This is a genomic window from Gemmatimonadales bacterium (genome assembly GCA_036500345.1).
GTDB lineage: Bacteria > Gemmatimonadota > Gemmatimonadetes > Gemmatimonadales > GWC2-71-9 > Palsa-1233.
Map to the genome: position 1 here is coordinate 1 of DASYCE010000010.1, position 26,399 is coordinate 26,399.

The 26,399-nt window shown below is 66.1% G+C and carries 26 protein-coding genes and 2 tRNA genes; 2 read left to right on the forward strand and 26 right to left on the reverse strand.

What is annotated here, in order from left to right; translation table 11 throughout:
- Positions 1 to 225: carboxymuconolactone decarboxylase family protein (locus tag VGM20_05060; GenBank protein HEY4100231.1), on the reverse strand; the 225-nt coding region annotated here is incomplete at its 3' end.
- Positions 218 to 1,219 carry an asparaginase gene (locus tag VGM20_05065; GenBank protein ID HEY4100232.1) on the reverse strand — a complete coding sequence of 334 codons (1,002 nt, stop codon included), beginning with the start codon at positions 1,217 to 1,219 and terminating at the stop codon, positions 218 to 220. The genes VGM20_05060 and VGM20_05065, both read right to left, overlap by 8 nt.
- Before the next feature lie 34 nt (positions 1,220 to 1,253).
- Between VGM20_05065 and VGM20_05070 the strand changes: the two genes are divergently transcribed.
- Positions 1,254 to 2,258 (forward strand): PfkB family carbohydrate kinase, encoded by a 1,005-nt coding sequence (locus tag VGM20_05070; GenBank protein HEY4100233.1) that lies wholly within the window; start codon positions 1,254 to 1,256, stop codon positions 2,256 to 2,258.
- Positions 2,259 to 2,460: 202 nt separating this feature from the next.
- Here the strand turns inward: VGM20_05070 and VGM20_05075 are convergent.
- The 3 genes from VGM20_05075 to VGM20_05085 form a co-directional block, all read right to left on the reverse strand.
- A tRNA-Val gene (locus tag VGM20_05075) sits at positions 2,461 to 2,534 on the reverse strand.
- Positions 2,535 to 2,584: 50 nt separating this feature from the next.
- A tRNA-Ile gene (locus VGM20_05080) sits at positions 2,585 to 2,658 on the reverse strand.
- A gap of 343 nt (positions 2,659 to 3,001) precedes the next feature.
- On the reverse strand, positions 3,002 to 4,084 hold the full coding sequence (locus VGM20_05085; protein ID HEY4100234.1) for a glycosyltransferase: 1,083 nt from the start codon (positions 4,082 to 4,084) through the stop codon (positions 3,002 to 3,004).
- 38 nt (positions 4,085 to 4,122) lie between these two features.
- On the opposite strand from VGM20_05085, the gene VGM20_05090 reads away from it, so the two are divergent.
- Positions 4,123 to 5,196 carry a glycosyltransferase family 4 protein gene (locus tag VGM20_05090; GenBank protein HEY4100235.1) on the forward strand — a complete coding sequence of 358 codons (1,074 nt, stop codon included), beginning with the start codon at positions 4,123 to 4,125 and terminating at the stop codon, positions 5,194 to 5,196.
- Positions 5,197 to 5,208: 12 nt separating this feature from the next.
- Here the strand turns inward: VGM20_05090 and VGM20_05095 are convergent, their stop codons facing one another.
- The 21 genes from VGM20_05095 to VGM20_05195 all read right to left on the reverse strand — a co-directional run bounded on the left by VGM20_05095 (position 5,209) and on the right by VGM20_05195 (position 26,323).
- Positions 5,209 to 6,216 (reverse strand): NAD-dependent epimerase, encoded by a 1,008-nt coding sequence (locus VGM20_05095; GenBank protein HEY4100236.1) that lies wholly within the window; start codon positions 6,214 to 6,216, stop codon positions 5,209 to 5,211.
- Positions 6,213 to 7,526: a GTPase HflX gene (hflX, locus tag VGM20_05100; protein HEY4100237.1), complete on the reverse strand. Its 1,314-nt coding sequence runs from the start codon at positions 7,524 to 7,526 to the stop codon at positions 6,213 to 6,215. The genes VGM20_05095 and hflX overlap by 4 nt, the downstream gene beginning before the upstream one ends.
- Positions 7,523 to 8,818: a replication-associated recombination protein A gene (locus VGM20_05105; GenBank protein ID HEY4100238.1), complete on the reverse strand. Its 1,296-nt coding sequence runs from the start codon at positions 8,816 to 8,818 to the stop codon at positions 7,523 to 7,525. Before VGM20_05105 ends, hflX begins: the two co-directional genes overlap by 4 nt.
- The gene (locus tag VGM20_05110; GenBank protein HEY4100239.1) at positions 8,815 to 10,008 is read right to left on the reverse strand and encodes a hypothetical protein; all 1,194 of its coding nucleotides are present in this window, start codon (positions 10,006 to 10,008) and stop codon (positions 8,815 to 8,817) included. Before VGM20_05110 ends, VGM20_05105 begins: the two co-directional genes overlap by 4 nt.
- The gene (locus VGM20_05115; GenBank protein ID HEY4100240.1) at positions 10,005 to 10,757 is read right to left on the reverse strand and encodes an SDR family NAD(P)-dependent oxidoreductase; all 753 of its coding nucleotides are present in this window, start codon (positions 10,755 to 10,757) and stop codon (positions 10,005 to 10,007) included. Before VGM20_05115 ends, VGM20_05110 begins: the two co-directional genes overlap by 4 nt.
- On the reverse strand, positions 10,754 to 11,329 hold the full coding sequence (locus VGM20_05120) for an SIS domain-containing protein (GenBank protein ID HEY4100241.1): 576 nt from the start codon (positions 11,327 to 11,329) through the stop codon (positions 10,754 to 10,756). Before VGM20_05120 ends, VGM20_05115 begins: the two co-directional genes overlap by 4 nt.
- Positions 11,326 to 12,081, reverse strand: coding sequence for a CpsB/CapC family capsule biosynthesis tyrosine phosphatase (locus VGM20_05125; protein HEY4100242.1), 756 nt, complete (start codon positions 12,079 to 12,081; stop codon positions 11,326 to 11,328). The genes VGM20_05120 and VGM20_05125 overlap by 4 nt, the downstream gene beginning before the upstream one ends.
- The gene (locus VGM20_05130; protein ID HEY4100243.1) at positions 12,078 to 12,386 is read right to left on the reverse strand and encodes a hypothetical protein; all 309 of its coding nucleotides are present in this window, start codon (positions 12,384 to 12,386) and stop codon (positions 12,078 to 12,080) included. Before VGM20_05130 ends, VGM20_05125 begins: the two co-directional genes overlap by 4 nt.
- Positions 12,383 to 14,995: an alanine--tRNA ligase gene (alaS, locus tag VGM20_05135; GenBank protein ID HEY4100244.1), complete on the reverse strand. Its 2,613-nt coding sequence runs from the start codon at positions 14,993 to 14,995 to the stop codon at positions 12,383 to 12,385. Before alaS ends, VGM20_05130 begins: the two co-directional genes overlap by 4 nt.
- 9 nt (positions 14,996 to 15,004) lie before the next feature.
- Entirely contained in the window at positions 15,005 to 15,643 is a 639-nt protein-coding gene (locus VGM20_05140; protein HEY4100245.1) for a regulatory protein RecX, read from the reverse strand.
- Positions 15,640 to 16,701 (reverse strand): recombinase RecA, encoded by a 1,062-nt coding sequence (recA, locus tag VGM20_05145; GenBank protein ID HEY4100246.1) that lies wholly within the window; start codon positions 16,699 to 16,701, stop codon positions 15,640 to 15,642. The genes VGM20_05140 and recA overlap by 4 nt, the downstream gene beginning before the upstream one ends.
- A 124-nt stretch (positions 16,702 to 16,825) precedes the next feature.
- Positions 16,826 to 17,233, reverse strand: coding sequence for a YraN family protein (locus tag VGM20_05150; GenBank protein ID HEY4100247.1), 408 nt, complete (start codon positions 17,231 to 17,233; stop codon positions 16,826 to 16,828).
- Between the two features lie 107 nt (positions 17,234 to 17,340).
- Positions 17,341 to 19,566, reverse strand: coding sequence for a DNA translocase FtsK (locus VGM20_05155; GenBank protein HEY4100248.1), 2,226 nt, complete (start codon positions 19,564 to 19,566; stop codon positions 17,341 to 17,343).
- Positions 19,563 to 20,315, reverse strand: coding sequence for a 2-phosphosulfolactate phosphatase (locus VGM20_05160; GenBank protein ID HEY4100249.1), 753 nt, complete (start codon positions 20,313 to 20,315; stop codon positions 19,563 to 19,565). The genes VGM20_05155 and VGM20_05160 overlap by 4 nt, the downstream gene beginning before the upstream one ends.
- Complete coding sequence (gene accC / locus VGM20_05165; protein HEY4100250.1) at positions 20,312 to 21,718, reverse strand: acetyl-CoA carboxylase biotin carboxylase subunit; 1,407 nt, start codon at positions 21,716 to 21,718, stop codon at positions 20,312 to 20,314. The genes VGM20_05160 and accC overlap by 4 nt, the downstream gene beginning before the upstream one ends.
- Positions 21,718 to 22,896, reverse strand: coding sequence for a PilT/PilU family type 4a pilus ATPase (locus VGM20_05170; protein HEY4100251.1), 1,179 nt, complete (start codon positions 22,894 to 22,896; stop codon positions 21,718 to 21,720). Before VGM20_05170 ends, accC begins: the two co-directional genes overlap by 1 nt.
- On the reverse strand, positions 22,889 to 23,431 hold the full coding sequence (gene accB / locus VGM20_05175; protein ID HEY4100252.1) for an acetyl-CoA carboxylase biotin carboxyl carrier protein: 543 nt from the start codon (positions 23,429 to 23,431) through the stop codon (positions 22,889 to 22,891). The genes VGM20_05170 and accB overlap by 8 nt, the downstream gene beginning before the upstream one ends.
- A complete protein-coding gene (efp, locus tag VGM20_05180) occupies positions 23,428 to 23,988 on the reverse strand; it encodes an elongation factor P (GenBank protein ID HEY4100253.1) in 561 nt (186 codons plus the stop codon). Before efp ends, accB begins: the two co-directional genes overlap by 4 nt.
- Before the next feature lie 11 nt (positions 23,989 to 23,999).
- Positions 24,000 to 25,088, reverse strand: a complete 1,089-nt coding sequence (locus tag VGM20_05185) for an aminopeptidase P family protein (GenBank protein ID HEY4100254.1) — start codon at positions 25,086 to 25,088, stop codon at positions 24,000 to 24,002.
- 39 nt (positions 25,089 to 25,127) lie between these two features.
- A complete protein-coding gene (gene aroQ, locus VGM20_05190) occupies positions 25,128 to 25,571 on the reverse strand; it encodes a type II 3-dehydroquinate dehydratase (protein ID HEY4100255.1) in 444 nt (147 codons plus the stop codon).
- Positions 25,568 to 26,323: a hypothetical protein gene (locus VGM20_05195; protein HEY4100256.1), complete on the reverse strand. Its 756-nt coding sequence runs from the start codon at positions 26,321 to 26,323 to the stop codon at positions 25,568 to 25,570. Before VGM20_05195 ends, aroQ begins: the two co-directional genes overlap by 4 nt.
- Positions 26,324 to 26,399: the final 76 nt, after the last annotated feature.

Here is a 26,399-nt window from a genome sequence, read left to right on the forward strand (position 1 = left end):
TGCACCACTCAGTGCGCGCCAGATTGCGGCGCCTCCCAGCGCGCGCGGCCAGCCCACCATCAGGACCGATTGCAGCAACAATTCGTCCACCCACTCCGCAGGTGTTTCCGCCTCCCGAACGCTCTCCACCTGCCCTGCGAGGGATTGCTCGTCACCATGGGCGATGGCGGCCGCGAGGCCGATCAGTGCCGCGGTCGCCGCGTCGAGCGCCGGCGTATCAGACACGCTGCAGCGCTCCGCGCACTTCATAGCGACCGGTGACCGCGCCGCGCGTGTTGCGAATCTCGGGCGCTCGCCAACGCTCCAACGGCGCAAAATCCCACGAGCGCCCGCCGCCAAAAACCCCCACGACCTGTTCGAGGACCGCGACCAGCGCGAGCGGGGCCGATCGACTGTCGCCGTCTTCCACCTTGACGGCAATGCCCAGGCCCAACTCGGGAAGCGCTGCGCTGTAGACACCTTCGGCGCCAGTCTTGGCCATCACCCGGAGCGGCCAGGCTTCCATCAGCGTGGTATCGAGGCGTTCCGCGCCAGCGACCACATACGGCTCGTGCATCATCGCATCGCGAATGAGGACCGCTGCCGCGTCGCCGGCGATGGCAAGCTGCGCATAGGCGCGAGCCATGCCGCGCAGACTGAGCGCCACCGCAGCGGCGGTGCAGCCGTCGACTCCCCAGACAAGTTCATCGGTGGGCAAGGCCGACCATTCCGCTACGGTCGTCGCGACGCGCTGCTGCACCGGATGGGGAAAGGCCTCGTATCCGGCGGTCGGCCATTGATGCAAACGAGCCAGACCCAGCAGCGCGGCATGGTTGCCGGAACAGTTGCTCCAGAGTGGCGTGGCCTGGACCTCGTCACGGATCATCGTGTCCGCCAACGCCGGCCAGAGCGAGGGATGACCACCGCAGGCCAGGTCCGTCTCGCTGAGCCCGACTGCGGTAAGCCAGCGTGCCGCGATGGTGCGATGCATCGGCTCGGCGTTGTGAGAGCTGCAGGCGAGGGCCAGCATCTCGCGGTCGATACCAAAGCGCTCGACGCCGCCATCGGCCACCAGCGGATAGAGCTGGAATGGCTTGGACGCGGAGCGCCAGTACGTCACCAGATCGGGATTGCCAGCGCGAGCAAGGAGATGGCCATCGGCCGTCACGACCGCAGCCGAGACGTGGTGGATCGATTCGACCAACGGATCGCGGACCACCGCGATGGAGAGTTCAGCCATGCAGAGGCCGAAGATAACCGGCTACCTTCCGCCAATGCCGGACGTCCTCCACCCGCTCAGCCACGCGCGCCTGGTCGACCTGCTTTCACGCATGCGGCAGGTGCGCGTCGCGGTGCTCGGCGATGTCATGCTCGACCGCTACCTTCTCGGCGAGACCGATCGGATCTCGCCCGAGGCGCCGGTACCGGTGATCGCGCTCGAGGACGACATCTCGGTACCCGGCGGAGCCGCCAATGCCGCCGCGAATGTTGCCGCGACGGGCGCCACTCCCATGCTGGTCGGAGTCGTCGGCGACGACGCCGCGGCCCAGAGCCTCGTGGAGGCCATCGCAGCGCTCGGCATCGCCACCACCGGCCTGATCACCGTGCCCGGGCGACCGACCACTACCAAGACCCGCATCGTGGCGCGCGGCCAGCAGGTGGTCCGCCTGGATCGCGAAGTCACCAACTCGCTCGCCGATCGTTTCCGCGATGCGCTCCTGGTCGCTGGTACCGCAGCCCTCGCAGGGGCCCAGGCGCTCCTGATCGAGGACTACGACAAGGGCGTCCTCGACGCCGAGATCGCCGCTGTCATGATCGCAGCGGCGACGGAAAAGGGAATTCCGGTGGTGGTGGATCCCAAGGCGCGGAACTTCTTCGCCTACCCCGGAGCGACGGTTTTCAAGCCCAATATCCGCGAACTCGACGCTGCATTCGGCACGGCCTTCATGGGCGATGACAACGACCTCGAATCGGCCCGCGTGCGGCTGGGCGCCGAGCACCTGGTGGTCACGAGAGGAGCCGACGGCCTGTCGCTGGTATCCGCGGGTGGGGTCGTCCGGGAGACGCCCGCCGTTCCGCGGGCGGTCTTTGACGTCTCGGGTGCGGGAGATACGGTGGCTGCGTGGCTCGCCACCGCGCTCGCCGCGGGAGCCGGTGTCGGTGATTCCGCGTGGCTCGCCAACCTTGCCGCCAGCATTACCGTCGGGAAGAAAGGGACGGCGACGGTGTCGCCGATGGAGATCGAGGCGACGTGGATGATCGCCGCCGGAGAAGGCTAAGGCGAGTCCGACGAGAGTTTTCAACATCGGAGTTTTCAACATCGCGATCACGGGTGGGATAGCGGATCCCGTGAAAGTGAAAGCGACCGCGGCCCTGTGAGGGTCGCGGTCGCTTTCGTTCCCGTTCCGAGCCAGCCCGGGAGGCTCCACTCACTGACTGACTCGGCGACCCTACGCCACCCAGCGGGGTGGTTCGGACCGATGGGCGATGAGGGACTTGAACCCCCGGCCTCGCGCATGTGAGGCGCGCGCTCTAACCAGCTGAGCTAATCGCCCGCGCTCGCGGACCGGGATGATACCATGCTCCATCGTACCTAGCAACCGAATGGCCCCGGAGGGATTCGAACCCTCGACCGGCAGATTATGAGTCCGCTGCTCTAACCACCTGAGCTACGAGGCCGTTGGACCGGAATATCACCACGGAACGCCGAAAATCGTACCGCGATCTCGCCAGATGGACGAACGCGATCGCCCCTTGAGCCTTTGCTCATTTTTCCACATCCGCAGGATCAAGCTCGGGTGCCAGCCATCTGGCGATCGTCAAACCTGGGCATCAGCCCGGCGTGGGACGAGAATATTGGCCCAGCCATTCCTGATGAACGCCTTAGAAGAAACAAGATTAGATAAAGTCAGTAACTCATTGTCGTTCATAATAATACGATGAGACGTTCCATTGGATTGTTTTTCGCGATCTTCGCAACGTATACCCCCATCCCCCTGGAAAAGCGCGTCTTTTCAACAAATCAGCGGCTCGACGGGCCACGTACGCGTCGGTACAAATCGAGATGCGCATCAACCATTGCCTCCACGGTGAACCGCGCCTTTACCCGCTCCCTCCCTGCCCCGCCGAGGCGCTCCCGCAGTCGCGCGTCCCGGGCGAGGGTTCGCATTGCATCGGCCAAGGCCCCGACATCCCGGATCGGTACTTCGAGCCCGGTTCGGTCTGCCAGGTTGACCTCGCGCACCCCTGACGGGACCGCCGTCGTGATCACCGGGCGACCGGCCGCCATCGCCTCGAGGAGGACCATCCCGAACATCTCCTGGACGCTCACCGATGGGAGCACGAGGAAGTCGGCATCAGCCATTCGCCTAGGGAGGTCCTCGTCCGGGTATTCCCCCCACCACTTGACCCGGTCTTCGATCGCCAGCGCGCTGGAGAGGGTCCGGAGTCGATTCAGTTCGGGTCCCGACCCAACCACGTCGAGCCGAAGCTCAGGGACGAGCTCCAGGGCCCTGAGGAGAAAGTCGACCCCTTTGTACGGGACGAGCCGGCCGATGAAAAGCGCCCGCGGCGGGTTGCCAGGCGGCGGAGGCGGGACCAGCTCCCATCGCCTTTCGTCAATGCCGAACGGGATCACGGCTACCTTGTCCTCGAATCCCCGAAGCTCCGTTGAGAGTGCCAGATGCGCCTTGCTCGGCACGACGATCGCCTCGGCCCGCCAGAGGGCGTACTTCGACGGGATGCGGTACTTGAAGCCCGGGTAATCCGCATGCTGCGTGACAACCAGCGGCGCAAGCGAGGGCCGAAAGGCGTACGCCATGTCGGCAAGCGAGTTGGGGTGATGCAGGTGGATGACATCTGCGCGCTTCCATGCCGCGCGGATGTAGCCCGGCGCGAGCTCCTGTGACCCGACCGGCGCGAACGACCATGCGCGAGTCACCGACGCCCGCCGCCGCTGCCCCGGGCGCGGGTCTCCGAACGCTGTTACCGCCACGACTTCCGCTTCGTGGCCCCGCTCGGCGGCCCCTTCCGCGAGGCCTTGCACCACGCGCTCCATCCCGCCCGACCGGGGCCAGTAGTACTTCGCGAGATGCAGGATACGCATGGGGTGGAAGTTAGCGCCGACCTGTCCATCTTTGTCCCGTGCGCGTCCTCATTCTTTCGCCGTATTCAACGCCGCCAGCCATTCTTCGCTCGCTGGGAACTTCGGGCGTCGAAGTGATCGTCGCCGAGCCGTCGTCGCGGCCGTCAGAGCTCGATCAGTCCCAACTGGTCCGCATCGCGACGCGCGGCGATCTCGACAACCCTCTCGACCTGCGGTGGTCCCGCCGTGCGCTCCGCACTGCGGTGCGCGATATCGGTCCCGAGCTGCTGCATGTGGTGGGTGATCCATGGTCGCCGACGGCCGAGGCAGGCGCCGCGGCGGCGCGACAACTGAAGATCCCATACGTCGTCGTGGGAGTCTCGTCGATCGGCAAGCCCCGGGCGCTCGCATCGCGCTGGCAGGCCGACCGCGTCCGGGACGGGGCGGCGGCGCTGGCCGGCACCGTCCGCCCTGCGTTGGACCATCTGATGGAGGGTGGGATCGCCAGCGTTCCCACCGCGGTGATACCGCCCGGCGGCCTCCAGATTCCCGCTCCCTGGGAGCCGCGGCCGGATCCGCACCCGGTGGTGTTCTCGGTGGTCGGGCGGCTGGTGCCGGAACGCGGCGTCGACCTCGTCCTTGATGCCCTCAACGGCAATGTCGGCGAATGGCGCCTGCGCGTTGCGGGGACGGGACCGATCCACGAGTCACTGGAGCAGCAAGCGCAGCGGCTCGGGCTCTCATCGCGGATCGAATGGCTTGGCGCCGTGCCGCGCGACGACCTCGCGGCGATCTGGGCGTCGACCGATGTGGTCCTGGCGCCGTCACGCTCGACGCCGGACTGGGTTGAACCGAGCGGCCAAACCGTGATGAACGCGATGGCTCACGGCGTGGCCCCGGTGGTGAGTCGCTGTGGCGCCCTTCCCGACGTGGTGGCCGATGGAGGGATGATTGTCGAGGAGAATGATCTCCAGGCGCTGACCCGGGCGATCCAGGCATTCGTGGCGGAGCCGTGGCGCTGCAGGGCGGTCGGTACCGCGGCACGGCAGCGTGTGCTCGAGCAATACACCGACAGCGCCGTGGCCGATCGGATGCTTCAGCTGTGGCGGCGGGCGCTCATGCCCAAGGGGTAAACGACCGGCCGCTCAGACCTTGTGATATTCGCGATACCACTCGACAAATCGCGCCACGCCGACTTCGATCGGCGTCCCCGGGTGGAAGCCGCAATCGCGGACGAGATCGGAGACGTCGGCGCAGGTGGCCGGCACGTCGCCGGGCTGCATCGGCAGGAAACGTTTCTCCGCAGTCTTGCCCAGCGAGCGTTCCAGCGCGCCGATGAAATCCATCAGTTCAGCCGGTTCGTTGTTGCCGATGTTGTACAGCTGATACGGCGCGGAGCTCGTCGCCGGATCGGGATCATCACCTGACCAGTCGGGATCAGGACGCGCCACACGATCGGACGCCCGGATGACCCCTTCGACGATATCGTCGATGTAGGTGAAGTCGCGGCGCATCTTCCCGTGATTGAAGACGTCGATCGGCCGCCCCTCCAGTATTGCCCGTGTGAAGAGAAAGAGCGCCATGTCGGGGCGCCCCCATGGTCCGTACACGGTGAAGAAGCGCAGGCCGGTGACCGGAAGACGATAGAGATGCGCGTACGAGTGCGCCATCAATTCGTTCGCCTTCTTGGTCGCGGCGTAGAGCGACACCGGGTGATCGACGTTCTGGTGCACGGAGAACGGCATGTTGGTGTTCATGCCGTACACCGACGAGGTCGATGCGTAAGTGAGATGTTCGGCGCCGTGATGCCTACACCCTTCGATCACGTGCAGAAATCCCACCACATTGCTTGCGATGTAGGAGTGCGGGTGCGTCACCGAGTACCGCACCCCTGCCTGCGCAGCCAGATGGATCACCCGCGGAAATCGCTCTGCCGTGAAGAGCGATTCGACGGCCTCCCTGTCGGCGATATCGGCTTTCACGAAGCGGAAGGCTGCGTGCTGTGCGAGCCGGTCGAGCCGTGTCTGCTTCAGGGCGGGGTCGTAGTAGGGCGACAGATTGTCGAGTCCAACGACCTCATCGCCGCGTGCGAGGAGCCGCTCGCTGACATGGTACCCGATGAATCCGGCAGCGCCGGTGACCAGATGCTTCATGATGGTGTATCCGCCTCGAATGAATCGGTCTCACGCGTCCGGACGTCGAGCCCTTCGCGTCGCAACTGTTCGGCCCGCCACGGCTCGAGCCGGACGTCGACGGTGAGCTGCTGGCCATCGACCGATTGGCCGAGCACATCACCGACCCGGTGCAGGAAGCCGAGCCGCTTTCCATCGCTGGGATCCAGCAGGACCCGTACCACAGGACGGATCGCCTCGGCGCGGCCTCGAAGCTCCGCCTTGAGGGGCTGCAACCCGTCGGTTCGCATCGTGGTCGTGAAAATCGCCCCGGGATGGCGCGAGCGTGCCAGTTCGGCAAAGGCGACAGGATCGGGGAGTGCGTCGAGCTTGTTGAAGACCAGCAATGTCGGCCGTTCGGCGAGTCCCAATTCACCGAGTACCTCGTCGACCGTGCGCATGTGATCTTCCCATTCAGGATGTGACGCGTCCGCGACATGGAGGAGAATATCGGCCGTTCCGGCTTCCTCGAGCGTGGCGCGGAACGAGGCGACCAGGTGATGGGGGAGCTTGCGGATGAAACCGACCGTGTCGCTGACGCGGACGCGGAGGTTGTCGCCCAGATCGACCTCGCGGGTCAGCGTATCGAGCGTGGCGAACAGCCGGTCTTCGACGAAGATGTCGTGTTCGCCCGAGAGCGCGCGGAGTATGCTCGACTTGCCAGCATTGGTATAACCAACCAGCGCGGCGGAGAGGAGCGGCGTCCGCCCGGAGCGGATCGTCTCCCGATGCCGCGCCACCGCCTGCAGCTTCTCGCCGAGCAACGCGATCTTGTTGCGAATCATTCGGCGATCGGTTTCGAGCTGCGTCTCGCCGGGACCGCGCAAGCCGATGCCGCCGCGGGTGCGCGAGAGGTGGGTCCACATCCTGGTCAGGCGCGGCAGGAGGTACTTGAGCTGCGCGAGTTCCACCTGGAGCTTCGCCTCGGAACTGCGGGCGCGGGTCGAGAAGATGTCGAGAATGATCTCGGCTCGATCCATCACACGCGTGCCGAGAATCTCCTCCAGCGACTGTCCCTGCGCCGGCGTCAGCTCCTCGTCGAAGACGACGAGCGTCCCCTTCACCTGGGCGAGCAGGTCGCGGAGCTCCTCGACCTTCCCCTCACCGATCAGTGTCGCCGGGTTCCCCGAGGCAATTTGCTGCGTCAGCTGTCCGACGATGTCGGCGCCGGCGGTGTCGACGAGGCGGGCGAGTTCTTCGATATGCTCGGTGACCTTCTGGGCATCGGGCGAGCCCTTCCGCGGTGCGGCCACGATGACCACACGCTCGCGCGGCGGTGTCAATTCAATCATCCATGCTCTTTCCACCAGCGCAGGCGTTCGGCGATCCGTTTCTCATAGCCGAACGGGCCGGGTTCGTAAAATGACGCCTCAGCCACCGCGTCGGGAAGGTAGGTCTGCGGGATGTATCCGGTCGGTGAATTGTGGGCATACTGATACCCTTCGCCATAACCGAGATCCTTCATCAGCGCCGTCGGTGCATTGCGGATATGCAGTGGGACCGGAGCCGAAGGCGTGGCATCGGCGCGCTCGCGCGCCGCCGACCACGCCGTGTAGACGCGGTTCGATTTCGGCGCGGTTGCGAGATACACCGCAGCTTGCGCCAATGCGAGCTCTCCTTCGGGTGATCCGAGAAAGTGCCAGGCATCGCGTGCTGCGATGGCGATGGGGAGCGCCTGCGGATCGGCGAGGCCGATGTCCTCGCTGGCCATCCGCACCATTCGCCGGGCCACGAACATCGGATCCTCGCCGCCGGCGAGGATCCGCGCCAGCCAATAGAGCGTGGCCTGGGGATCGCTGCCACGCACGGCCTTGTGCAGCGCGGAGATCAGGTCGTAGTGCTGTTCGCGATCCTTGTCGAAGATCGGCACGCGACGGGCCAGCGTTTCGCGCACGACGCCGACATCGATGGTGCCGCGAAGACCGACGTGCTGCGCCGCTACCTCGAGCACGGAGAGGGCGCGCCGCGCGTCGCCATCGGAGATCTCCGCGAGGAGGTCCCGCGCGTCGGCGGGCATGTCGAGCACCAGCGCGCCAAGACCGCGCTCGCGGTCTTCGACCGCGCGATCGATCAGCTGCCGCAATTCGGCGGGGGCCAGCGCCGTCAGCACCCAGACCCGGCAGCGCGACAGCAGCGCACCGTTCAACTCGAACGACGGATTTTCGGTGGTCGCGCCGATCAGCGTGACGACGCCGCGCTCCACTGCGCCGAGGAAGGCATCCTGCTGCGCGCGGTTGAAGCGGTGGATCTCGTCGCAGAACAGGATCGTCCCACGACCAAGGCGCCGCCGGTCTTCGGCTTCCTTGAGGATCTCGCGCACCCGCACGACGCCCTCGGTGACAGCGCTGAATCCGACGAATTCTCGATCGGTGTAGTGCGCCACCAGTTGCGCGAGGGTCGTCTTGCCTGTCCCCGGAGGTCCCCAGAGGACCATGCTGCCGACATCACCGCGCCGAATGGCGTCGCCGAGCGGATGCCCGACATCGAGCAGCTCGTGCTGGCCGACGAACTCGTCAAGGGTGCGCGGGCGCATCCGCGCCGCCAACGGTTCCGGGGGCGTGAAGAGCCCCAGGGCGTCGCTCACCGCGACTCGCGTGCGAGGGCGATCAACCGTTCCCGGGTATTTCGCGCCGGATCGTCGAGGACGGCGTCGAGGAGCGCAGACAGTGCGTTGCCGATCGCAGGTCCGACCGGAATGCCGGCCGCCGCGAGATCGTCGCCGGTCACGGCGAGGTCGCCGCGCGCAGTCGGTTCGCCGCGAGCCCGGATCGCGTCGACCTCCGCGGGCCAGCGGTCTGCCGGCTCGCCGCGCCAGATCGCGAGAGTCCGGAGATCGTCTACTGCCGCACCGGTCTGCGCCATCCATCGCCGCACATCGCGAACGGTGTCACTTGCCGGGCGCTTCGGCCCGCGATCGATCGCCTCCGCCCGCCGGATTTCGGCGAGCGAACCTTTGAGCCGTCGCCACACTGGTGCGCTGGGCACGCAATAGAACGCCGTCACCAGGACCGGATCGCGAACGGCATCGACGAGATCTGGACTCGAGTCATCGTGCCGGGGAGACGGTGCGCATTCGGGGAGCCACACCGCCGCCACGCCGCTCGCCTCCCAGAGTTCGACCAACCGGTTCATCGTCCGCGCCGTGGCAATTCCCTTGACCCATTCCTCCCGGACCCGCTCCGCCGAGAGATGCGCGATGTCGGGAGCCTGCTCGCGCGCTGCCGCCCAGGTGCCGGGGTCGATGGTGAAATCGAATCGAGCGGCGAAACGCAGCCCGCGAAGGATGCGCAACCGATCCTCGCGGAAGCGCGATGCCGGATCGCCGACACAGCGGATGACACCGAGGGCAAGATCGGCGCGTCCGTCGAACGGATCACGCCATTCATGCCGCATCGGGTGATAGGCGATCGCGTTGACGGTGAAGTCGCGGCGGGCGAGGTCATCGTCGAGCGAGACGCCGAATTCGACCACCGCGTGCCGGCCATCGGTCCGCACGTCGCGGCGGAAGGTCGTGACCTCGTGCAGCACGCCGTCGTCGTCGAGGACACCGACCGTGCCGTGCTCGATCCCGATCGGGACCGTCCGGCGAAAGAGCGCGCGCACGTCGGTCGGCGAGGCGGCGGTCGCGATGTCGACGTCCTGCTGCAGATTGCCGAGCAGCGCATCGCGGATGGCACCGCCAACACACCAGGACTCGAATCCGGCGTCTTCGAGCGTGCGGAGAATCTCCAGCACCGGACCGGGGACCGGAATCTCCTTCGGGTCAGCAATCACCCGCAAAGCACGCTGCCGCCATTGACGTTCAGGACCTCGCCCGTGAGATGGCGCGCGAGGTCTGACAGGAGGAAGAGGATCGGACCGGCGACGTCTTCCGCCGAGGCGATCCGCTTGAGCGGAATCGCTGCCGCAATCTTCGCCTTCCCTTCTCCCGCGTACGGCCCCGCCGACATCTCGGTGTCGACCCAGCCGGGAGCGACGCAATTGACGGTGACATCGGGTGCGCATTCGATCGCGAGCGACTTGACCAGTGAGATCATGGCGCCCTTGCTCGCAGCATAATCCGCGTGAAATGCTTCCCCGCGCTGCCCCGCCGTGCTGCTCACCAGCACGACACGGCCGCCCGGCGCCATGATGCCGAGGGCGGCGCGCGTGGTGAGGAACACCGCGTCGAGATTGATGCGGAGCGTATCGTGCCAGCGTTCGGGCGCCATCGCCGACAGCGGCGTGTCCGCCACAGGCCAGACGCCGTGATTCGCGACGAAGGCATCGAGTCCGCCGAACGCGGCTTGCACCTCCGCGAATATCTGTGACACGCGTCCCGAATCTCCCAGATCGCCGCCACCGACATAGGCGCGCCGACCAAGAGCGCGCACCGAGCGTGCGACGGCCTCCGCATCGGCGCGCCGGGTGTTGTAGGTGATGCCAACGTCCGCCCCGGCCTTGGCACAGAGAAGTGCCGTCGCCCGGCCGATGCCGCGCGACGCACCTGTGATCATCACTCGCTTGCCGTTCAACGAAATCATCCACCATACTCCGAAGTAAGAATGCCGATGATCTGATGCTGGATTGCCAGGTGCAATTCCTGGACATGATTGACGCGATCGTCGCGGATGACAAATGGCAGCTCGACCCGGGACGCCAGCGCGCCGCCTGATCCGCCAAGAAATCCGACCGTCACGACGCCAAGCTGGCGAGCCGTTTCGACTGCCGCGACGCAGTTGGCGCTGTCGCCCGAGGTGGAATGCACGACCAGCAGGTCGCCGCGCCGCGCCAGCGCGGCGATCTGCCGGGCGAAGACCTGCTCGTAACCGAAGTCGTTGGCGGCAGCGGTCAGAATCGACGTGTCGGTCGTCAGCGCGATCGCACGAAGCGGCTGCTGTGCACCGCGGCGATAGCGCACCACGTATTCCGCCGCGAGGTGTTGGGCATCGGCCGCCGAGCCGCCGTTTCCGGCAAAGAAAAGTGTTCCGCCGGAGGCGAGCGTGCGACGGATCGCGTCGACGATCGGGTCGAGTGACGCCAGATTCGCCGCCACGTCGTGCGCCAGCGAGGCGAGGGCCTGCAGTCCCGACGCAATCCGCGCGCTGTCGGTCATTCCGAACCGAACAGTCGGCGGACGGACCGCCACATCGAACGCTTCATCGGCAAGGGATCCACCTCGTAGATGGCAAGATCGTCGAGAATCGCCCGCGGGTTGGTGTCGAGCAGGAGTGCTGCCTGATCGGCGCCATCCTGGTCGGCGAGCCAGTCGAGGGCGGTGGCAACGTTGCGCGTGTCGCCATGATTGTCGGCGGCCAGAATATCGGCGAGCCCCGCCTGGACCAGGTCGCGCGCCCGATCGCCGCGTGATCGCGGCAGCGTGACCGTGGTCGCATCGACCTGGATCACCGTGCCGAGATTTCGCCACGCGCGGACGGTCTCCACTGAACACGACGAATACCGCTCCGGATGGGCGAGGATCGGGACCAGCCCGACCTTGATCACTTCCATCAGTGCCCGCCCGACGATCTCGGCCGGAACCATCCGCGCAAATTCCACCAGCAGATACCGCGAACCGGCCACGGTGAGTTTCCGCTCGGCCGCAGCACCGGGGAGTGGCCGATCAAGCATGACCTCCGCCCCGCGATGCACCGCGATTCCCTCGGGAAGCTGCGCCGTGAGCGTCGTCCACGCCGCCTCGTAGTTCTCCGGCCATCCCAGCGCCACATTCGACGCCAGAATGTGCGGGGTGCAGGCCACGTCGGTAATTCCCTTTGCCACAAAGCTGCGCAGCACGCCGATCGATTGCTCGACGGTGCGCGAGCCATCGTCCACGCCGGGAAGCACGTGTGAGTGGAGATCGATCACGCGGCGATGCTCGCCTGGCGAAGGGCCGCGGCGGTCGCGCCGAGCGTCGCGGGACTCGCTTCGGCTGCCGCAAGGAGCGCCAGCGTGATCAATGCGTCGGCGGCGAGGAGATCAAGCGCGGCAGCTCGGTCTGCGCCGCCGCTCGTCGCGGCGCGCAACGCATCGGTTCCCGCGGTCGACAGCTGTCGTACCAGATCGCTGCCGCCTGCCGCCGCGGCAAAATAGGATGCGGCGCGGTCGCGAAGCTTTGACGGCGCACCGTTGGTGCGCGCCGTGAACCATGTCGCCGCCTCCCGTCGCGTCACCGCTGCATCCACTCGCGGACGATCGCCGGGAATTCGGCTGTGGCAACCGCTTCGACGCTCGGCACACCGAGTGATCCGCTGGCAAAGGTGGGTCGGCCGCCCCCGCGACCACCGAACCGGCTGGTGACGAGCTTGACGAAGGCATTGGCATCTCGGCCGGAGCTCGCCAGGTCGTCGGTCACGGCGACGGCAATCGCCGTCGGCACCATCGGGTTGAAGAGCACGAGGATCGACGACGTCTTGCGCTCGCCGCGAAAATCATCCGCGATGGCGCCGAGTTGCGCGCGCTCTTCCGCCACGGTCGGGGCGACAACGAGCGTGACGCCGCCGGCGTCGAACTGCCGTCCCTCGGCGTTGCCGCCTTCGCGAATCGCTTCCGCGAGCCGTGCCTCGAGGGCGTCGCGTTCGGCGACCAATGCCTCCAGGCGGCGCTCCAGCTGATCGGGGTGCGATCGCAGCGAGCCTGCGATCGTCGCGATGCGGCGATCGAGTTCCTTCACGCCGCCGTACGCGCCCCGCCCGCTGGTCGCCTCGATCCGTCGCACCCCCGCGGCAACTCCGCCCTGCCCGGTGAATCGGAAGAGACCGATCTGCCCCGCGCTCCGGACGTGGGTACCGCCGCACAACTCGATCGAATCACCGATCTGCACCACGCGCACCACGTCGCCGTACTTATCCGCAAAGAATGCCATGGCGCCAAGCCTGAGCGCCTGGTCGATCGGCAATTCGCGGGTCGACGTTTCGGCGTTCGCCAGAATCAACTCGTTTACTGCCCCTTCGATCTCGGCGAGCTGCGCCGCGTCGATCGGCGCGTGATGCGAAAAGTCGAAGCGCAGCCGGCCCGGTTCCACCAGCGAGCCCTGCTGCCGTACGTGCGCGCCGAGAGCACGCCGCAACGCCATGTGGACGAGGTGTGTCGCCGAATGGTTCCGTTCGATGTCGCGACGTCGGGCTTCGTCGACGGTGGCCCGCACCGGGCCGTGGCCGAACTGTCCCTGCATCGTTCCGACGAGACGATTGCCGCGATCGGGATCCTTGATCACATCAGTGACGGTGAAGGTCCATCCGTCACCATGTACCGTGCCGAGATCGCTCACCTGACCGCCGCCGGCCGCATAGAACGGATTGTCCCGGAGTACCAGCAGATCGCCGGCGTGCGAGTGTCCGAGCAGCTTGGTCTCGACGTCGGTATCGGAGTAACCGACAAATCGTTGCGCGCCGCCATGCCAATGCATCGCACCGGTCTCGCCGTGCGTCGCATCACTCGAGCGAGTCGCGACATGACGCGCCGCGCGGCTTCGCTCCCGCTGTTCCTCCATCGCACGGTCGAAGCTGGCGACATCAACCGTCATTCCCCAGTCGGCGAGGATCAACTCGGTGAGATCGATCGGAAAGCCGTAGGTGTCGAACAGCTTGAACGCCTCTTCACCGCTGACTTCCGCTCCGCCCTGCTGCTGGCGAATCGATTCGAGCCGCGAAAGCCCCGCGTCGATCGTCCCGTAGAAATTTTCTTCCTCACGCTGGACGATCCCGACGATCCGGCCCTCCTCCGGCACGAGCGCGGGGTACGCGTCCGCCATCAGCCGGATGACCGTCGGCACGAGTTCGGCGAGCGTCGGCTCTTTTCGTCCGAGCAACCATGCGTGCCGCACGGCGCGGCGCAGGATGCGGCGGAGGACGAATCCGCGTCCTTCGTTGCTCGGGTAGACACCGTCAAGGAGAAGAAAGGTCACCGCTCGCGCATGGTCGGCGAGGACGCGGAACGAGATGCCGCTCCCCTGCGGTCCCATCGGATACGGTTTGCCGACCAGTTCGGCCACCCGCTCAATCAGCGGCATGAAAAGGTCGGTGTGGAAGTTATCGTCCCTCCCCTGCATCACTGCTGCGATCCGCTCGAGTCCTGCGCCGGTGTCGACGCTCGGCTTGGGGAGCGGCGTCAGGGTGCCGTCGGCCGAGCGATCGAACTGCATGAAGACCAGGTTCCAGATCTCGAGGAAGCGACCTGACTCGGCCTGTGCCTCAAATTCCTCCGTGGACAAGCGTGCCGACGGCGTGCCGGGCGTCCACTCCAAATCGACGAAGATCTCGGAGCACGGACCGCACGGTCCGGTATCGCCCATCTGCCAGAAGTTGTCTGCGTCGCCGAGGCCGAAGATGCGCTCGTTGCCAAGGCCGGCGATCTCGCGCCAGAGTGCCCGCGCCTCGTCGTCGGAATGATGCACCGTCACCTGCAACCGGTCGGCCGGAATGCCGAGCCACTCCGATGAGGTCACGAATTCCCAGGCAAAGGCGATCGCGTCGCGCTTGAAGTAGTCGCCGAACGAGAAATTGCCCAGCATCTCGAAGAAGGTGTGATGCCGGCGCGTCAGTCCCACCTGCTCCAGATCGTTGTGCTTGCCGCCGGCGCGCACGCATTTCTGGCAGGTGGTTGCGCGGACGTAAGGACGCGGATCCTGGCCGAGGAAGGTGCGCTTGAATTGCACCATCCCCGCGTTGGTGAAGAGGAGCGTCGGGTCATCCGCAGGGACGAGCGATGACGAGGGAACCTCGGTATGCCCCCGCGCCACGAAGAAGTCGAGGAACCTGTGCCGAATCACTGATGATTGCATCAGCCTAATCTATCGGGACCGCCCCTTTCCCAGCGCCTCGTCGACCAGCGAATTCGCCTCGGCACCGCGGTATCCGCGGCGCCCGAGAAAGGCGAGGAGGCGCCGCCGGCGCGCATCGACCGGGAGGTCGCCGAGGGAGCGGACGCGCCGCGCCAGCAATTCGCGAGGACGAGCGAGCGGATCCTCCTCCCCGGTGTCGAGTTCGGCGATCGCCTGGTCAATGACACTCCTTGCCACCCCGAGCCGGGCGAGGTCGTAGCGAAGCCGCACCGGGCCGCGACCGCGTTCACTCCGGCTTGCGATATAGGCCCGGGCGTGCGCCAGGTCATCAAGAAGGCCGAGCGCCTCGAGCCGCTCCAGGGCAGGCGTGATCGCCCCGGGGGCGTGACCTTTCCGCTCCAGCTTCGCCGCCAGTTCGCCGCGTCCGTGCGAGCGTCGTTCCAGTGCCCGGAGCGCGGCACGAAAGGCACCCTCTTCATCCGCCGCGGCGTTGAGGTGGTCGATCGCGCCGCTGGGAATCGGTTTCCCCGCCTCCAGCTTGAGCGTATCGACCACCTCGGCCGGCACCGTCCATACCGGCCGCCCGTCCACGATGACCCGCGTGCTCCCCGGACGGCGCGGGTCGTGGAGCAGCCCTTCGATGATCACTCAGCGTCGTCCTCTTCGGGCGGGGTACCTGCGCCCGCCGCGGCGAGAACGCCGAGCGAGTCGCGCACCTTCGCTTCGACCTCCGCGAGGAGTGACACATTGTCCTTGAGGAAGAGTTTGGCGTTCTCGCGCCCCTGACCGATCCGCTGGTCGCCGTAGGAGTACCACGCGCCGGACTTCTGGATGATCCCCGCTTCACTGGCGAGATCGACGACCAGCCCGGTGTGCGAGATCCCTTCGTCGAACATCACATCGAACTCGGCCTGCTTGAACGGCGGGGCCACCTTGTTCTTGACCACTTTCACCCGCACATGCGATCCGATCACCGCCTCGCGCTCCTTGACCGGACCGATCCGGCGGATGTCGAGCCGGAGTGATGCGTAGAACTTGAGCGCCTTGCCGCCGGTCGTCGTCTCGGGATTGCCGAACATCACGCCGATCTTCTCACGCAGTTGGTTGATGAAGACGACGGCACAGTTGGTTCGGTTGATCGCGCCGGCGAGCTTGCGCAGCGCCTGGCTCATCAGGCGCGCCTGAAGCCCCATGTGCGAGTCTCCCATCTCGCCCTCGATCTCGGCCTTGGGGACCAGTGCCGCGACCGAATCGACGACCACGAGATCAACCGCACCCGATCGCACCAGGATCTCGACGATTTCGAGCGCCTGCTCGCCGGTATCGGGCTGCGAGACCAGCAGGTCTTCAACGTTGACGCCGAGACGCTTGGCGTAGTCGATGTCGAGCGCGTGCTCTGCGTCGACGAAGGCTGCCACGCCGCCGGCACGCTGCACGTTGGCGACAAGGTGAAGGCAGAGGGTCGTCTTGCCGCTCGATTCGGGACCGTAGATCTCGGTGATCCGGCCTCGCGGGATCCCTCCAATGCCGGTCGCGGCGTCGAGGTTGATGGCGCCAGTCGATATCGCGGCGATCCTGACCCGCGGCCGGTCGGCTCCCATGCGCATGATGGCCCCTCGGCCGATCTGCTTCTCGATCTGGGAGATGGCCAGGTTGAGCGCCTTGCGCTTGTCGGCATCGAGACGCGATTCGTCGGTGGTGGGCATCGATGGTACCTCAGGCTGGTGGTTTTGGTGAATCATAGATTGACTGATTTCGCTCCACAAACAACGATACAACCGAAAATCATCCGAAACAAGTGGTACTTAGTGTAGTGTTTTGCTCCACTTTTTATCTACTCCAGCCGGGCCGCCATGCATCCGGTATGTGCCGAACCGCGGATTGGCCGTTCATCGCGAACCGGACTGACACCACGTCGAATCGGTATTGATCTCCGACGCGGCCATGCCGAACGAGCCATGCCCAGGCGACGCGCTCGATGGTGGCGCGCTTGGCGGCAACGACCGCTTCCTCCCCCGCACCGCATCGCAATGAGCGCCGGGATTTCACCTCAACGAATGCCACGAGACTTCCCTGGCGAACGATCAGGTCGAGGTCGTGCCGGCCCAGCCGGAATCGGTGCGCAACGACCCGCCAGCCGCGAGCGATGAACCACTCACCGACGAGTTGCTCGGCGTCGTGACCATCGACGTGTCGTTGGTCGGTCCATTGCTCGGGTGGAATGCGCGGTGTCGGCACGCGCGAACAATGGGCTGCTGCTTTCGATCTGTCGAAACATCCTCACGCAGAGGTGGAACTATTTCGCGCGAGCGATCGTGGATCGATCGCGCCGCGTTCAGGGCGCGTCAGGCGTATTCGTCGAGTTGCCCCAGTCCCACCATTACATCGCGTGGCTTCGATCCGTTGGGCGGACCGAGAATACCGGCATCGTGGAGTTGATCGATGATCCGGGCAGCGCGTCCATAGCCGACACCAAGGCGACGCTGCAGGAGCGACGTCGACCCGCCTTGATGCTGGATGCACAGCTCGGCCGCCTGACGGAAGAGTGCGTCACGTGCGTCGCCCGACCCGCCATCTTCGCCACTCCCGTTCGCTCCGTCGGCCACCTCGAGTTCGTCGAAGATGTTGGGCTCCGCCGCCGCGTTGACGCCAGCCCGCCCGCGGTGCCACTCCATCAGCTTTTCCGTTTCCTCGGTGGAGATGTACGCCCCCTGCACCCGGTTCGGCTCGTTGCGACCCGGCGGCAGGAAGAGCATGTCGCCGTTGCCGAGGAGCGCCTCCGCACCGTTCTGGTCGAGAATGGTGCGGGAATCGACCTTGCTCGCGACGCGGAACGCGATGCGACTCGGGAAGTTCGCCTTGATCAGCCCGGTCAGCACGTTCACACTCGGCCGCTGTGTCGCGAGGATCAGGTGGATTCCGATGGCGCGTGACTTCTGCGCCAGGATGGCGAGCGGCGTTTCGACCTCGCCCTGCACTGTCATCATCAGGTCGGCGAGTTCGTCAACGATCAGCACGATCATCGGCAACGGACCGTCGGTGTACTCCTCTTTCCATTCGTACGGCGGCGTGTCGGGCGCTTCCTCGTTGACCGTGGTCAACGTCGGCTTGGCGCTCTTCGGATTCCGGAGCGGCTTGCCGTCGGCGAGTTTGCGATTGAATTCGGAGAGCTGGCGCACGCCGTTCTCGTGCAGCAATGCGTAGCGGCGATTCATTTCACCGACCGCCCACTTGAGGACCTTCGCCGCCTTGTGATTGTCGGTCACGACTTCGTTGCGCAGGTGCGGGAGCCCGTTGTACATCGACAACTCGACCATCTTCGGGTCGATCATCAACAACCGGAGCTGGGTGGCGGTGTACTGGTAGATCAGCGACGTGATGATGGTGTTGATCGCCACCGATTTCCCCGATCCGGTGGCACCTGCGACGAGGAGATGCGGCATCCGGGCCAGATCGGCGATGACCGGCTTCCCCTCGACGTCCCGCCCCAGTGCGATCGGCAGCATCGCCGTGGTCGACCGCCACTCATCGCTCTCGAGGAGTTCGCGGATCGTCACCATCCGCGGCGACGGATTGGGAATCTCAACACCGACTGCGCCACGGCCCGGGATCGGAGCCGCACGCAGCGACGCCGCGCGCATCGTGATCGCGAGGTCGTCTGCGAGCGCGATGATTCGCCCTGCCTTCACCCCTTCGGCGGGGACGACTTCGAACTGCGTTACCGTCGGTCCCGACGTGAAGCCGGCGAGCGTACCGTCGACCTTGAACGTCTTGAGGGTGCTGAGGAGTTTCTCGCCAAGACGCTGCAGCTCCGCCTGGTCGGCGTCAACGTTGGTCCCTCGCGGTGCGGTCAGCAGATCGATCGGCGGCAACGCGTCCTCCTGCCGGCGGGGACGCGGCGGGATCGCATCCTCGATGTCGAGCTGCTCCACGGCACGGCGTTTGGCACGCTTCGACGGGCCCGAAAAAAGATCGGCCTGCGCGACCGGTGCGTCCTGGATGGGCGGCTCTTCCGCTGGTTCGGACGGCGTGGGACGCAACGATGGCGCCGCTTTCCACGGGGCAGGAGTGGTGACGGCCGCGCCGGCCTCCAGTCGCTGCAGCGGGTGCCACGCCAGGGTGCCGAGGGTGACTGCCGTCAATCCGACGAATCCCGCGAGCAATCCACCCGCCACGCCGATCAGGTCGAGGGCGGAACGCGCCAGGAATCCGGGAAACCACCCGGTGAGCAGCTCGGGCCACGGCCATTGCGCCGTCGGCGGATCGAAGGAAGAACGTTCGACGCGGGCGAGGACGCCGATCACGTACGGCACCAGGATCGCCAGTCCCACGACCAGGATCGCCGCGCGCTTCATGTCGAGGCGCGGCAGGCGTTCAAACCCGGCCATCCCGATCAGCAGGCCAAGGAGCGGCGCGCCGATCGCGCCAAGACCGAACATGCTCCAGAGCCCCGGGCCCAGCACCCTGCCGAACGGACCGGTGATGTTGAACGGCAGCAATGTGAGCGCCAGGAAGACGCCGATCACCAGCGCGACCACCGCGCCGAACCGCCGCCCGTGTTCGCGCATCATCCGTTCACCGCGGCGTCTGCGGCGAGCGTGATCCTCCGGTCGTGGAAGATCGGCAGGACCGGAAACGCGTCGATCGTCGCGGCGAGTTCGACATCGGCGCGAAAACCAACAGCGGTCAGTTCGCGCCCGGCTCGCGAGAGCGACAGGACTCGTTCGGTGCGGTCACGGTAGCGGCTCACCAGGTCCACCGACACGAGCGCGGCGTCGTTGAGTCCCTTGCGGCGGCGCCGTCCGCCGAGGGCCCGCGTTGCGAGGCAGCCCGCGATGTAGGCATCGTCGAGGCCGAAGCCGTTGGGGCGGCCGGCGCAGAGGATCAGGAGATCTCCGTCGCGGTCAAGCGTGCGCTGCGCAAATTCGCCGGCGCGCGTGAGGTTCACCGCAGCGGCAACCGCGACCGCCCGCGCCCCCGCCGTGGCGAGCAGCGCATTCGTCCCGTTGGTCGTTGTCATCACGACGGTCTTGCCTCGCACGGCTTCCGGCGTCATTTCGCCGGGAGAGTTGCCCAGCGGAAATCCGGGGATTCGTACCATGTTGCGCTCGCCGGCCAGGACGACGTCGCTCGGACCGAGCGCCTGCTCGAGGCGAGTCGCTTCGGCGGTGTCGGCCGCCGCGATCACGGCACGCGCGCCATGATGCAGTGCGGCGCAGATCGTTGATGTGGCGCGCAGGACGTCGACCACCAGGACCGTGCGATCCGACACCTCACCCGCCGCGAGCTCGCGCGGCGAGAAGACGACATCGAGCTTCATGAGGCGTGCGACTCGGCCAGTGCGCCGTGCGAACGATCCTGGTGCGTCTCGAGATGCTCGGGCCGAAGCAGGTGCGACTCGCGCTCGAGGAACTTGGTGTCGATGTTGCCGGCCACGAAATCGGGATGCCGAATGACGCGCGCCAGGAACGGAATCGTCGTCTTCACCCCTTCCAGGATGAACGAGTCGAGCGCCTGTCCCAGACGGGCCAGCGCCTCCGCACGATCACGTCCATGCACGATCAGTTTGGCGAGGAGCGAGTCGTAGTACGGCGGGACGGTGTAACCAGCGTAGACGTGGGTATCGACGCGGACGCCGGGGCCGCCAGGCGGGTGGTACGCCGTGATCAGCCCGGGACACGGCTGGAAGTTGCGATACGGATCTTCGGCGTTGATCCGGACTTCGATCGCATGCCCCACCAGCGGCGTGACGCCGAAGGAGAGCGGCTGACCCGCCGCGACGCGGATCTGCTCCTTGACCAGATCGTGTCCGGTCACCATTTCGGTGACGGGGTGTTCGACCTGGATGCGGGTGTTCATCTCCATGAAATAGAACGATCCGTCGGCGTCGAGCAGGAACTCGATGGTCCCGGCGCCCGTGTAGCCGATCGCGGCGGCAAGTCCCACGGCCGCAGAGCCCATCCGCTCGCGCAGCTCGGGCGTCAGCGCGGGTGATGGTGACTCTTCGATCAGCTTTTGATGACGGCGCTGCACCGAACAATCGCGTTCACCGAGATGGATCACCGTGCCGTGCTGGTCGCCGAGCACCTGGATCTCGACGTGACGCGGCTTGGCGAGATACTTCTCGACGTAAACGTCGCCGTTGCCGAACGCCGACAATGCTTCGTTCTGCGCCAGCGAAAACAGCTGCGCGAACTGCTCGGCGTCATGCGCGATCCGCATTCCCTTGCCGCCACCACCGGCGGTCGCCTTGATGATGACCGGGAAGCCGATCCCTTCTGCGATGCCGATCGCCTCGTCGGCGTCCTTGAGGACCCCGGCTGATCCCGGCACCGTCGGCACGCCGGCGTCGCCGGCGAGACGGCGGGCGGAGGCCTTGTCGCCCATCGAGCGGATCTGATCGCCGGTCGGCCCGATGAAGACGATGTTCGACGCGCGACAGGTGTCGGCGAATTCCGCATTCTCGGCAAGAAAGCCGTAGCCGGGGTGAATCGCATCCGCGCCGGTGACCTCTGCGGCGGCAATGAGCGACGGGATCCGCAGGTACGACATGCGGCCCGGCGGCGGACCGATGCAGACGTCATCGTCGGCAAAACGGACGTGCAGCGACTCGCGGTCGGCTTCGCTGTAGACCGCGACAGTCTTGATCCCCAGTTCGCGGCATGCGCGAATCACCCGCAGCGCAATTTCGCCGCGGTTGGCGATCATCACCTTGCGGAACATCAGCGGCGGTCTCCGCTCGTCAGGTCGGAGAAGGTGCGATCGGAGGTACCGCTCACGCCGGAGGCCCGCAGGGCGAACTCGCTCGGATGCGTCGCGTTGAACACCGCATCGTCGTACGTGATGACGCCGTCCTGGTACCAGCGCATCAGCGACTGGTCGAACGATTGCATGCCGTAGTTCATCCCGCCTTCGTTGATCAGGTCGGGAATGTTGAGTGATTTCTGGGTGTCGCGGATGTTCTCGGCGACCGCCGCCGTGTTGATCAGCACTTCGACGGCGGGAATGCGCCCCTTGGCATCGGCACGCGGAACCAGCCGCATCGAGACGACGGCGCCGAGCGCGGTCGAGAGGAGCATGCGCATTTCAGTGTGCTGGTGCGGCGGATAGAACGACAACACGCGCGAGATCGTCTGGGTCGCGTCGGTGGTGTGAATGGTGGAGAGGACCAGGTGCCCGGTATCTGCAGCCTTGATCGCGGTGTCCATCGTCTCCATGTCGCGAATTTCGCCGATGAGGATCACGTCCGGGTCCTGGCGCAGTACGTGTTTCAGTGCGTCCCCGAACGACACCGTGTCGCTGCCGATTTCGCGTTGCGACACGCTCGACAACTGGTCGCGGTGAAGGAACTCGATCGGATCTTCGATGGTGATGATGTTGGCGCGACGGTTCCGGTTGATGTGATCGATCATCGCCGCCAGCGCGGTCGACTTGCCGCTGCCGGTGATCCCGGTGACCAGCACCAAGCCGCGGGGCTTGAGCGAAATCTCTTCGAGCACCGCCGGGAGGAGCAATTCGCGAATCGTCCGCACCTCGTAGGGAATCGCGCGAAAGGCGAACGCGATGCTGCCGCGCTGGAGATAGACGTTGGTCCGGAAACGGCCGATCCCCGGGACGCCGATGCCGAAATCGGATTCCTTGACTTCACCGAACTCGCGCAACTGGCGCGGGGTCATCAGTGATTCGGCGAGCGCCTTGAGCTCATCGGCCTTGATCTGCGGCATGGAGAGCGCGTGCAGCTGGCCGTTGACGCGAATCGTCGGCGGGCGGCCCCCCTTGAGCAGCAGGTCGGACGCACCGCGCTGGATCATCTCGACGATGACCTGCCGGAAATGGAATCCCCCCGGATTCACGTCGCCGGTGAGGACGTCGCTCCCGGGTCCCCCGATTTCGTCAGCCATTGGGATCCACCCGGAAGAGCACCTGTCCGTATTCGACCGGCGAAGTGTCGTCCACCAGGACTTCACGCACCACGCCTGTGACCTCGGCCTCGATCTCGTTCATGATCTTCATCGCTTCGATGATGCACACCGTCTGCCCGGAGGAGACCCGCGAGCCGACGCGAACGTACGGCTCCGCGCCCGGTTCCGGCTGGGCGTAGAACGTCCCGACCATCGGCGACCGCACCTCCTTCAAGGTGCTCGCCGCCGGCGTCGGTGCCGCGGCAGCCGGCGCACCCTCGGCGCCCGGTGCCGCCTGTGGTGCCGACGGCGCAGCGACGAATTGCTGCGGCATCGCCGCGACCGCCGGTCCGCCCTGATTGGTGCGCGTGATCACGACGCCGGTGCCGAAGAACCCCTTGAGTTCGATCGACCCGATTTCGGGACGCTCCCGCAGCAAGTGCGCGAGGCGCCGAACGTCGCGGAAATCGATCCCCTTGAGCCCCGGGATCTGCTCGATGGCTCGCGCCAGTTCCTGCATTTCTTCTGGCGTCATACGCGTGTCAGGTATTTGTCTTCGCGGCGGTCGACCCGGATGGTCGTGCCCCGTTCGATGTACAGCGGGACCTGGACGACCGCGCCGGTTTCGAGCCGCGCTGGCTTGGTCCCGCCGGTGGCCGTATCCCCGCGAATTCCCGGATCAGTCTCCACGATCTCGAGCTCCACGAAATTGGGTAGGTCAACGAGAATCACCTGCTCGTCATGCACCAGGCCGGTGCACTCCATCCCTTCCTTCAGGTACTTCAGCTGGTCGGCGCCGATCAATGTTGCAGTAAGCATGACATCGTCAAACGACTGCAGGTCCATGAAGTGATAGAAGTCGCCGTCGCGGTACGAGTAGGTCATCGGCCGGTACGAGAGATCGGCCGGATAGATCCGCTCTCCGGAGGGAAAGGTCTTTTCGAGCACCGCACCGGTCCGGACGTTCTTGAGCTTGGTTCGAACGAAGGCGCTTCCCTTCCCTGGCTTGACGTGCTGAAAGTAGCTCACCTGCATCAACTGGCCATCGAGATCCAATACGATCCCGTTCTTGATGTCCGCGGTCGTCGCCACCGTGCTCCTGCCTATGTATCGAGAATGATCAATTCGGTGTGGCCGTCCGAGAGGAGGGTGCCCCCCTCGGGGGTGAGCCAGACGTCGTCCTCGATCCGGACGCCGCCCCATCCAGCAAGATAGATCCCCGGTTCGACGGTGACCACCGTCCCGGCCGGAAGGATGGCCTCGGCGGTCACCGCAAGTCTCGGCGCTTCATGGACTTCCAGTCCAAGGCCGTGGCCGAGGGAATGGCCGAACTCCGGGCCATGGCCTCGGGCGGCGATCAGGTCGCGGGCGAGCGCGTCTCCCTCCCGGCCCGTGAGGCCGCTGTGCAGCCCCGCGATCGCCCTCGCCTGGGCCTGCCGCACGATCTCGTAGATCTCCCGTTGCCGCCCGTCGGGGGCCCCGACAGCGAATGTACGGGTAATATCGGAACAATATCCGTCGACTTGTGCTCCAAAGTCGATCAACAGGAATTCTCCGCGCGCAATCGCCTTTTCGCTGCTCCTGGCATGGGGCAACGCGGACCGCGGCCCAGAGGCGACGATCGTCTGGAACGGGTGCCACTGACTTCCGCGGTGCCGCAACGCCGACTCGAGCCGGGCTGCGATGTCGATCTCCCGATCGCCGGGTCGGATGGTTTCAATCGTTTCGGCGAGACTCTCCTGCGCGAGCGCCGCCGCGGCGACGATCGCGGCGACTTCGTCGTCGTCCTTGACCTGGCGGAACCCCTCAACGAGTTCGACGGCGGCGACCAGTGCGCGATTGACCACCGTCGGCAGCCGCTCGGCATCACGCACCGTGGTCGCATGCGACTCGTAGGCAACAGCGCTGAATGGTGGCGTCGATTCGAACCATCGCTTGAGCCTGTCCCACAAATTGGCGCGCTCGATCAGGACCGTCGCCGCGCCGCCGACCTCGGCCGCCGCCTGCGTCTCGTAGCGAAAGTCGGTGATGAGCGTGGCGTGGTCTTCCGAGATCACCAGGACGCCGGCGGACCCCGTGAAACCGGTGAGCCATCGGATGTTCGGCAGGTGTGTCACGATCAATGCGTCCGCGCCGATTCCCGGCAGTGCCGCGGCGACGGTGCGTTGGCGGGCGGCTCGCCGATCAGACATCAGCAGTTCCGTCGCCGTCCGCGCGCTGTTCGCCGAAGGTCAGGTTTTCCGCCGGAGCACGTCGATCAATCCGTCGAGTGCAAGCAGGTAGCCGTACCCGCCGAAGCCGCAGATCATTCCGATGGCAAGGTCGGCGGTCACCGAGCGATGCCGAGCCGCTTCGCGAGTGAAGAGGTTCGAGAGATGGACTTCCACGAACGGAACCGGAGCGGCAAGGAAGGCATCCCGCAGAGCGAGCGACGTATGGGTGTATGCGCCGAGGTTGACGATCGCGCCGTCGGCGCGACCGCGAAGCCCCTGGACCAGGTCAACCAGTTCGCCCTCGTGATTCGACTGGGTCCACTCGACAGTCACACCCAGCGCGCCGGCGCGGGTCCGCAGCGCAGATTCGATATCGGCGAGGGTCGCAGTGCCGTAAATCGACGGCTCGCGGGTGCCGAGGAGATTGAGGTTGGGGCCGTTCACGACCACGACGGTTGTCATCGTTCGAGCTCCCGCAGCCAGCTCTGGAATGCCGCCAGATCGTTGTCACTCGGCGGCACGACCGGCGGCGCCTGGAAGAACGCGTCGTAGCTCGACGCGGATGAGACGGGAGAGGGTCCTGCCGCGGCAACCGCGACGAGCCAGTCGCGCACCGACTTCCCGCCCGAGCGCGTCGCATCGAACGGGCGAGGGAGCGCGGCCACGAGCTCCTGCCGCACGCCGTCGCGGCGGGCAGCGAGGGCGCGATTCTCCGGGTCGCGAGCCACCAGGAGTTCGAACACCTCGAGCGCCTGATCGAGATGTCCCTGCCCGCGGTAGAGCATCGCCAGCGACTCGGTCGCCAACGGCGCCTCGACCACTTCGTCGGCGATCATGTCGAAACCGTCGGGTACGGCATCCTGACCCTCCGGCGCTGGCACCGCTTCGCCCGCGGCGGCAATCGATTCGCCGGAATCGCCGGGCAGATCGGCGAGCATGCTCAGCACTACCGGATGTTCGGCGTCGATCGCTCGTGCCGCGGCGAGGGCCGCGCGAGTGCCCTCGGGATCGTTGCGGTCGCGGTGAATCCGTGCCAGGACCAAGTGCCCGGGGAGGTACTCGGGATTCGCCCCGATCCCCGCCTGGGCCACGGCGCGCGCCGCGTCGAGGTCGCCAAGCTTCCGCAGCCCATCGGCAAGTGGCGCGAATACCCGGCTTCCGGGATCGGCCGAGAGGCGCTGTGCGAGACGGTGGAGCTCGGGGCTGGAGGGCATTGTCTGAAGATAAGGCGGGCAGTCCGGCGTACCACGTCACTACTAGCCCGGAGGCCCGGGGATCACCTAACTTTCC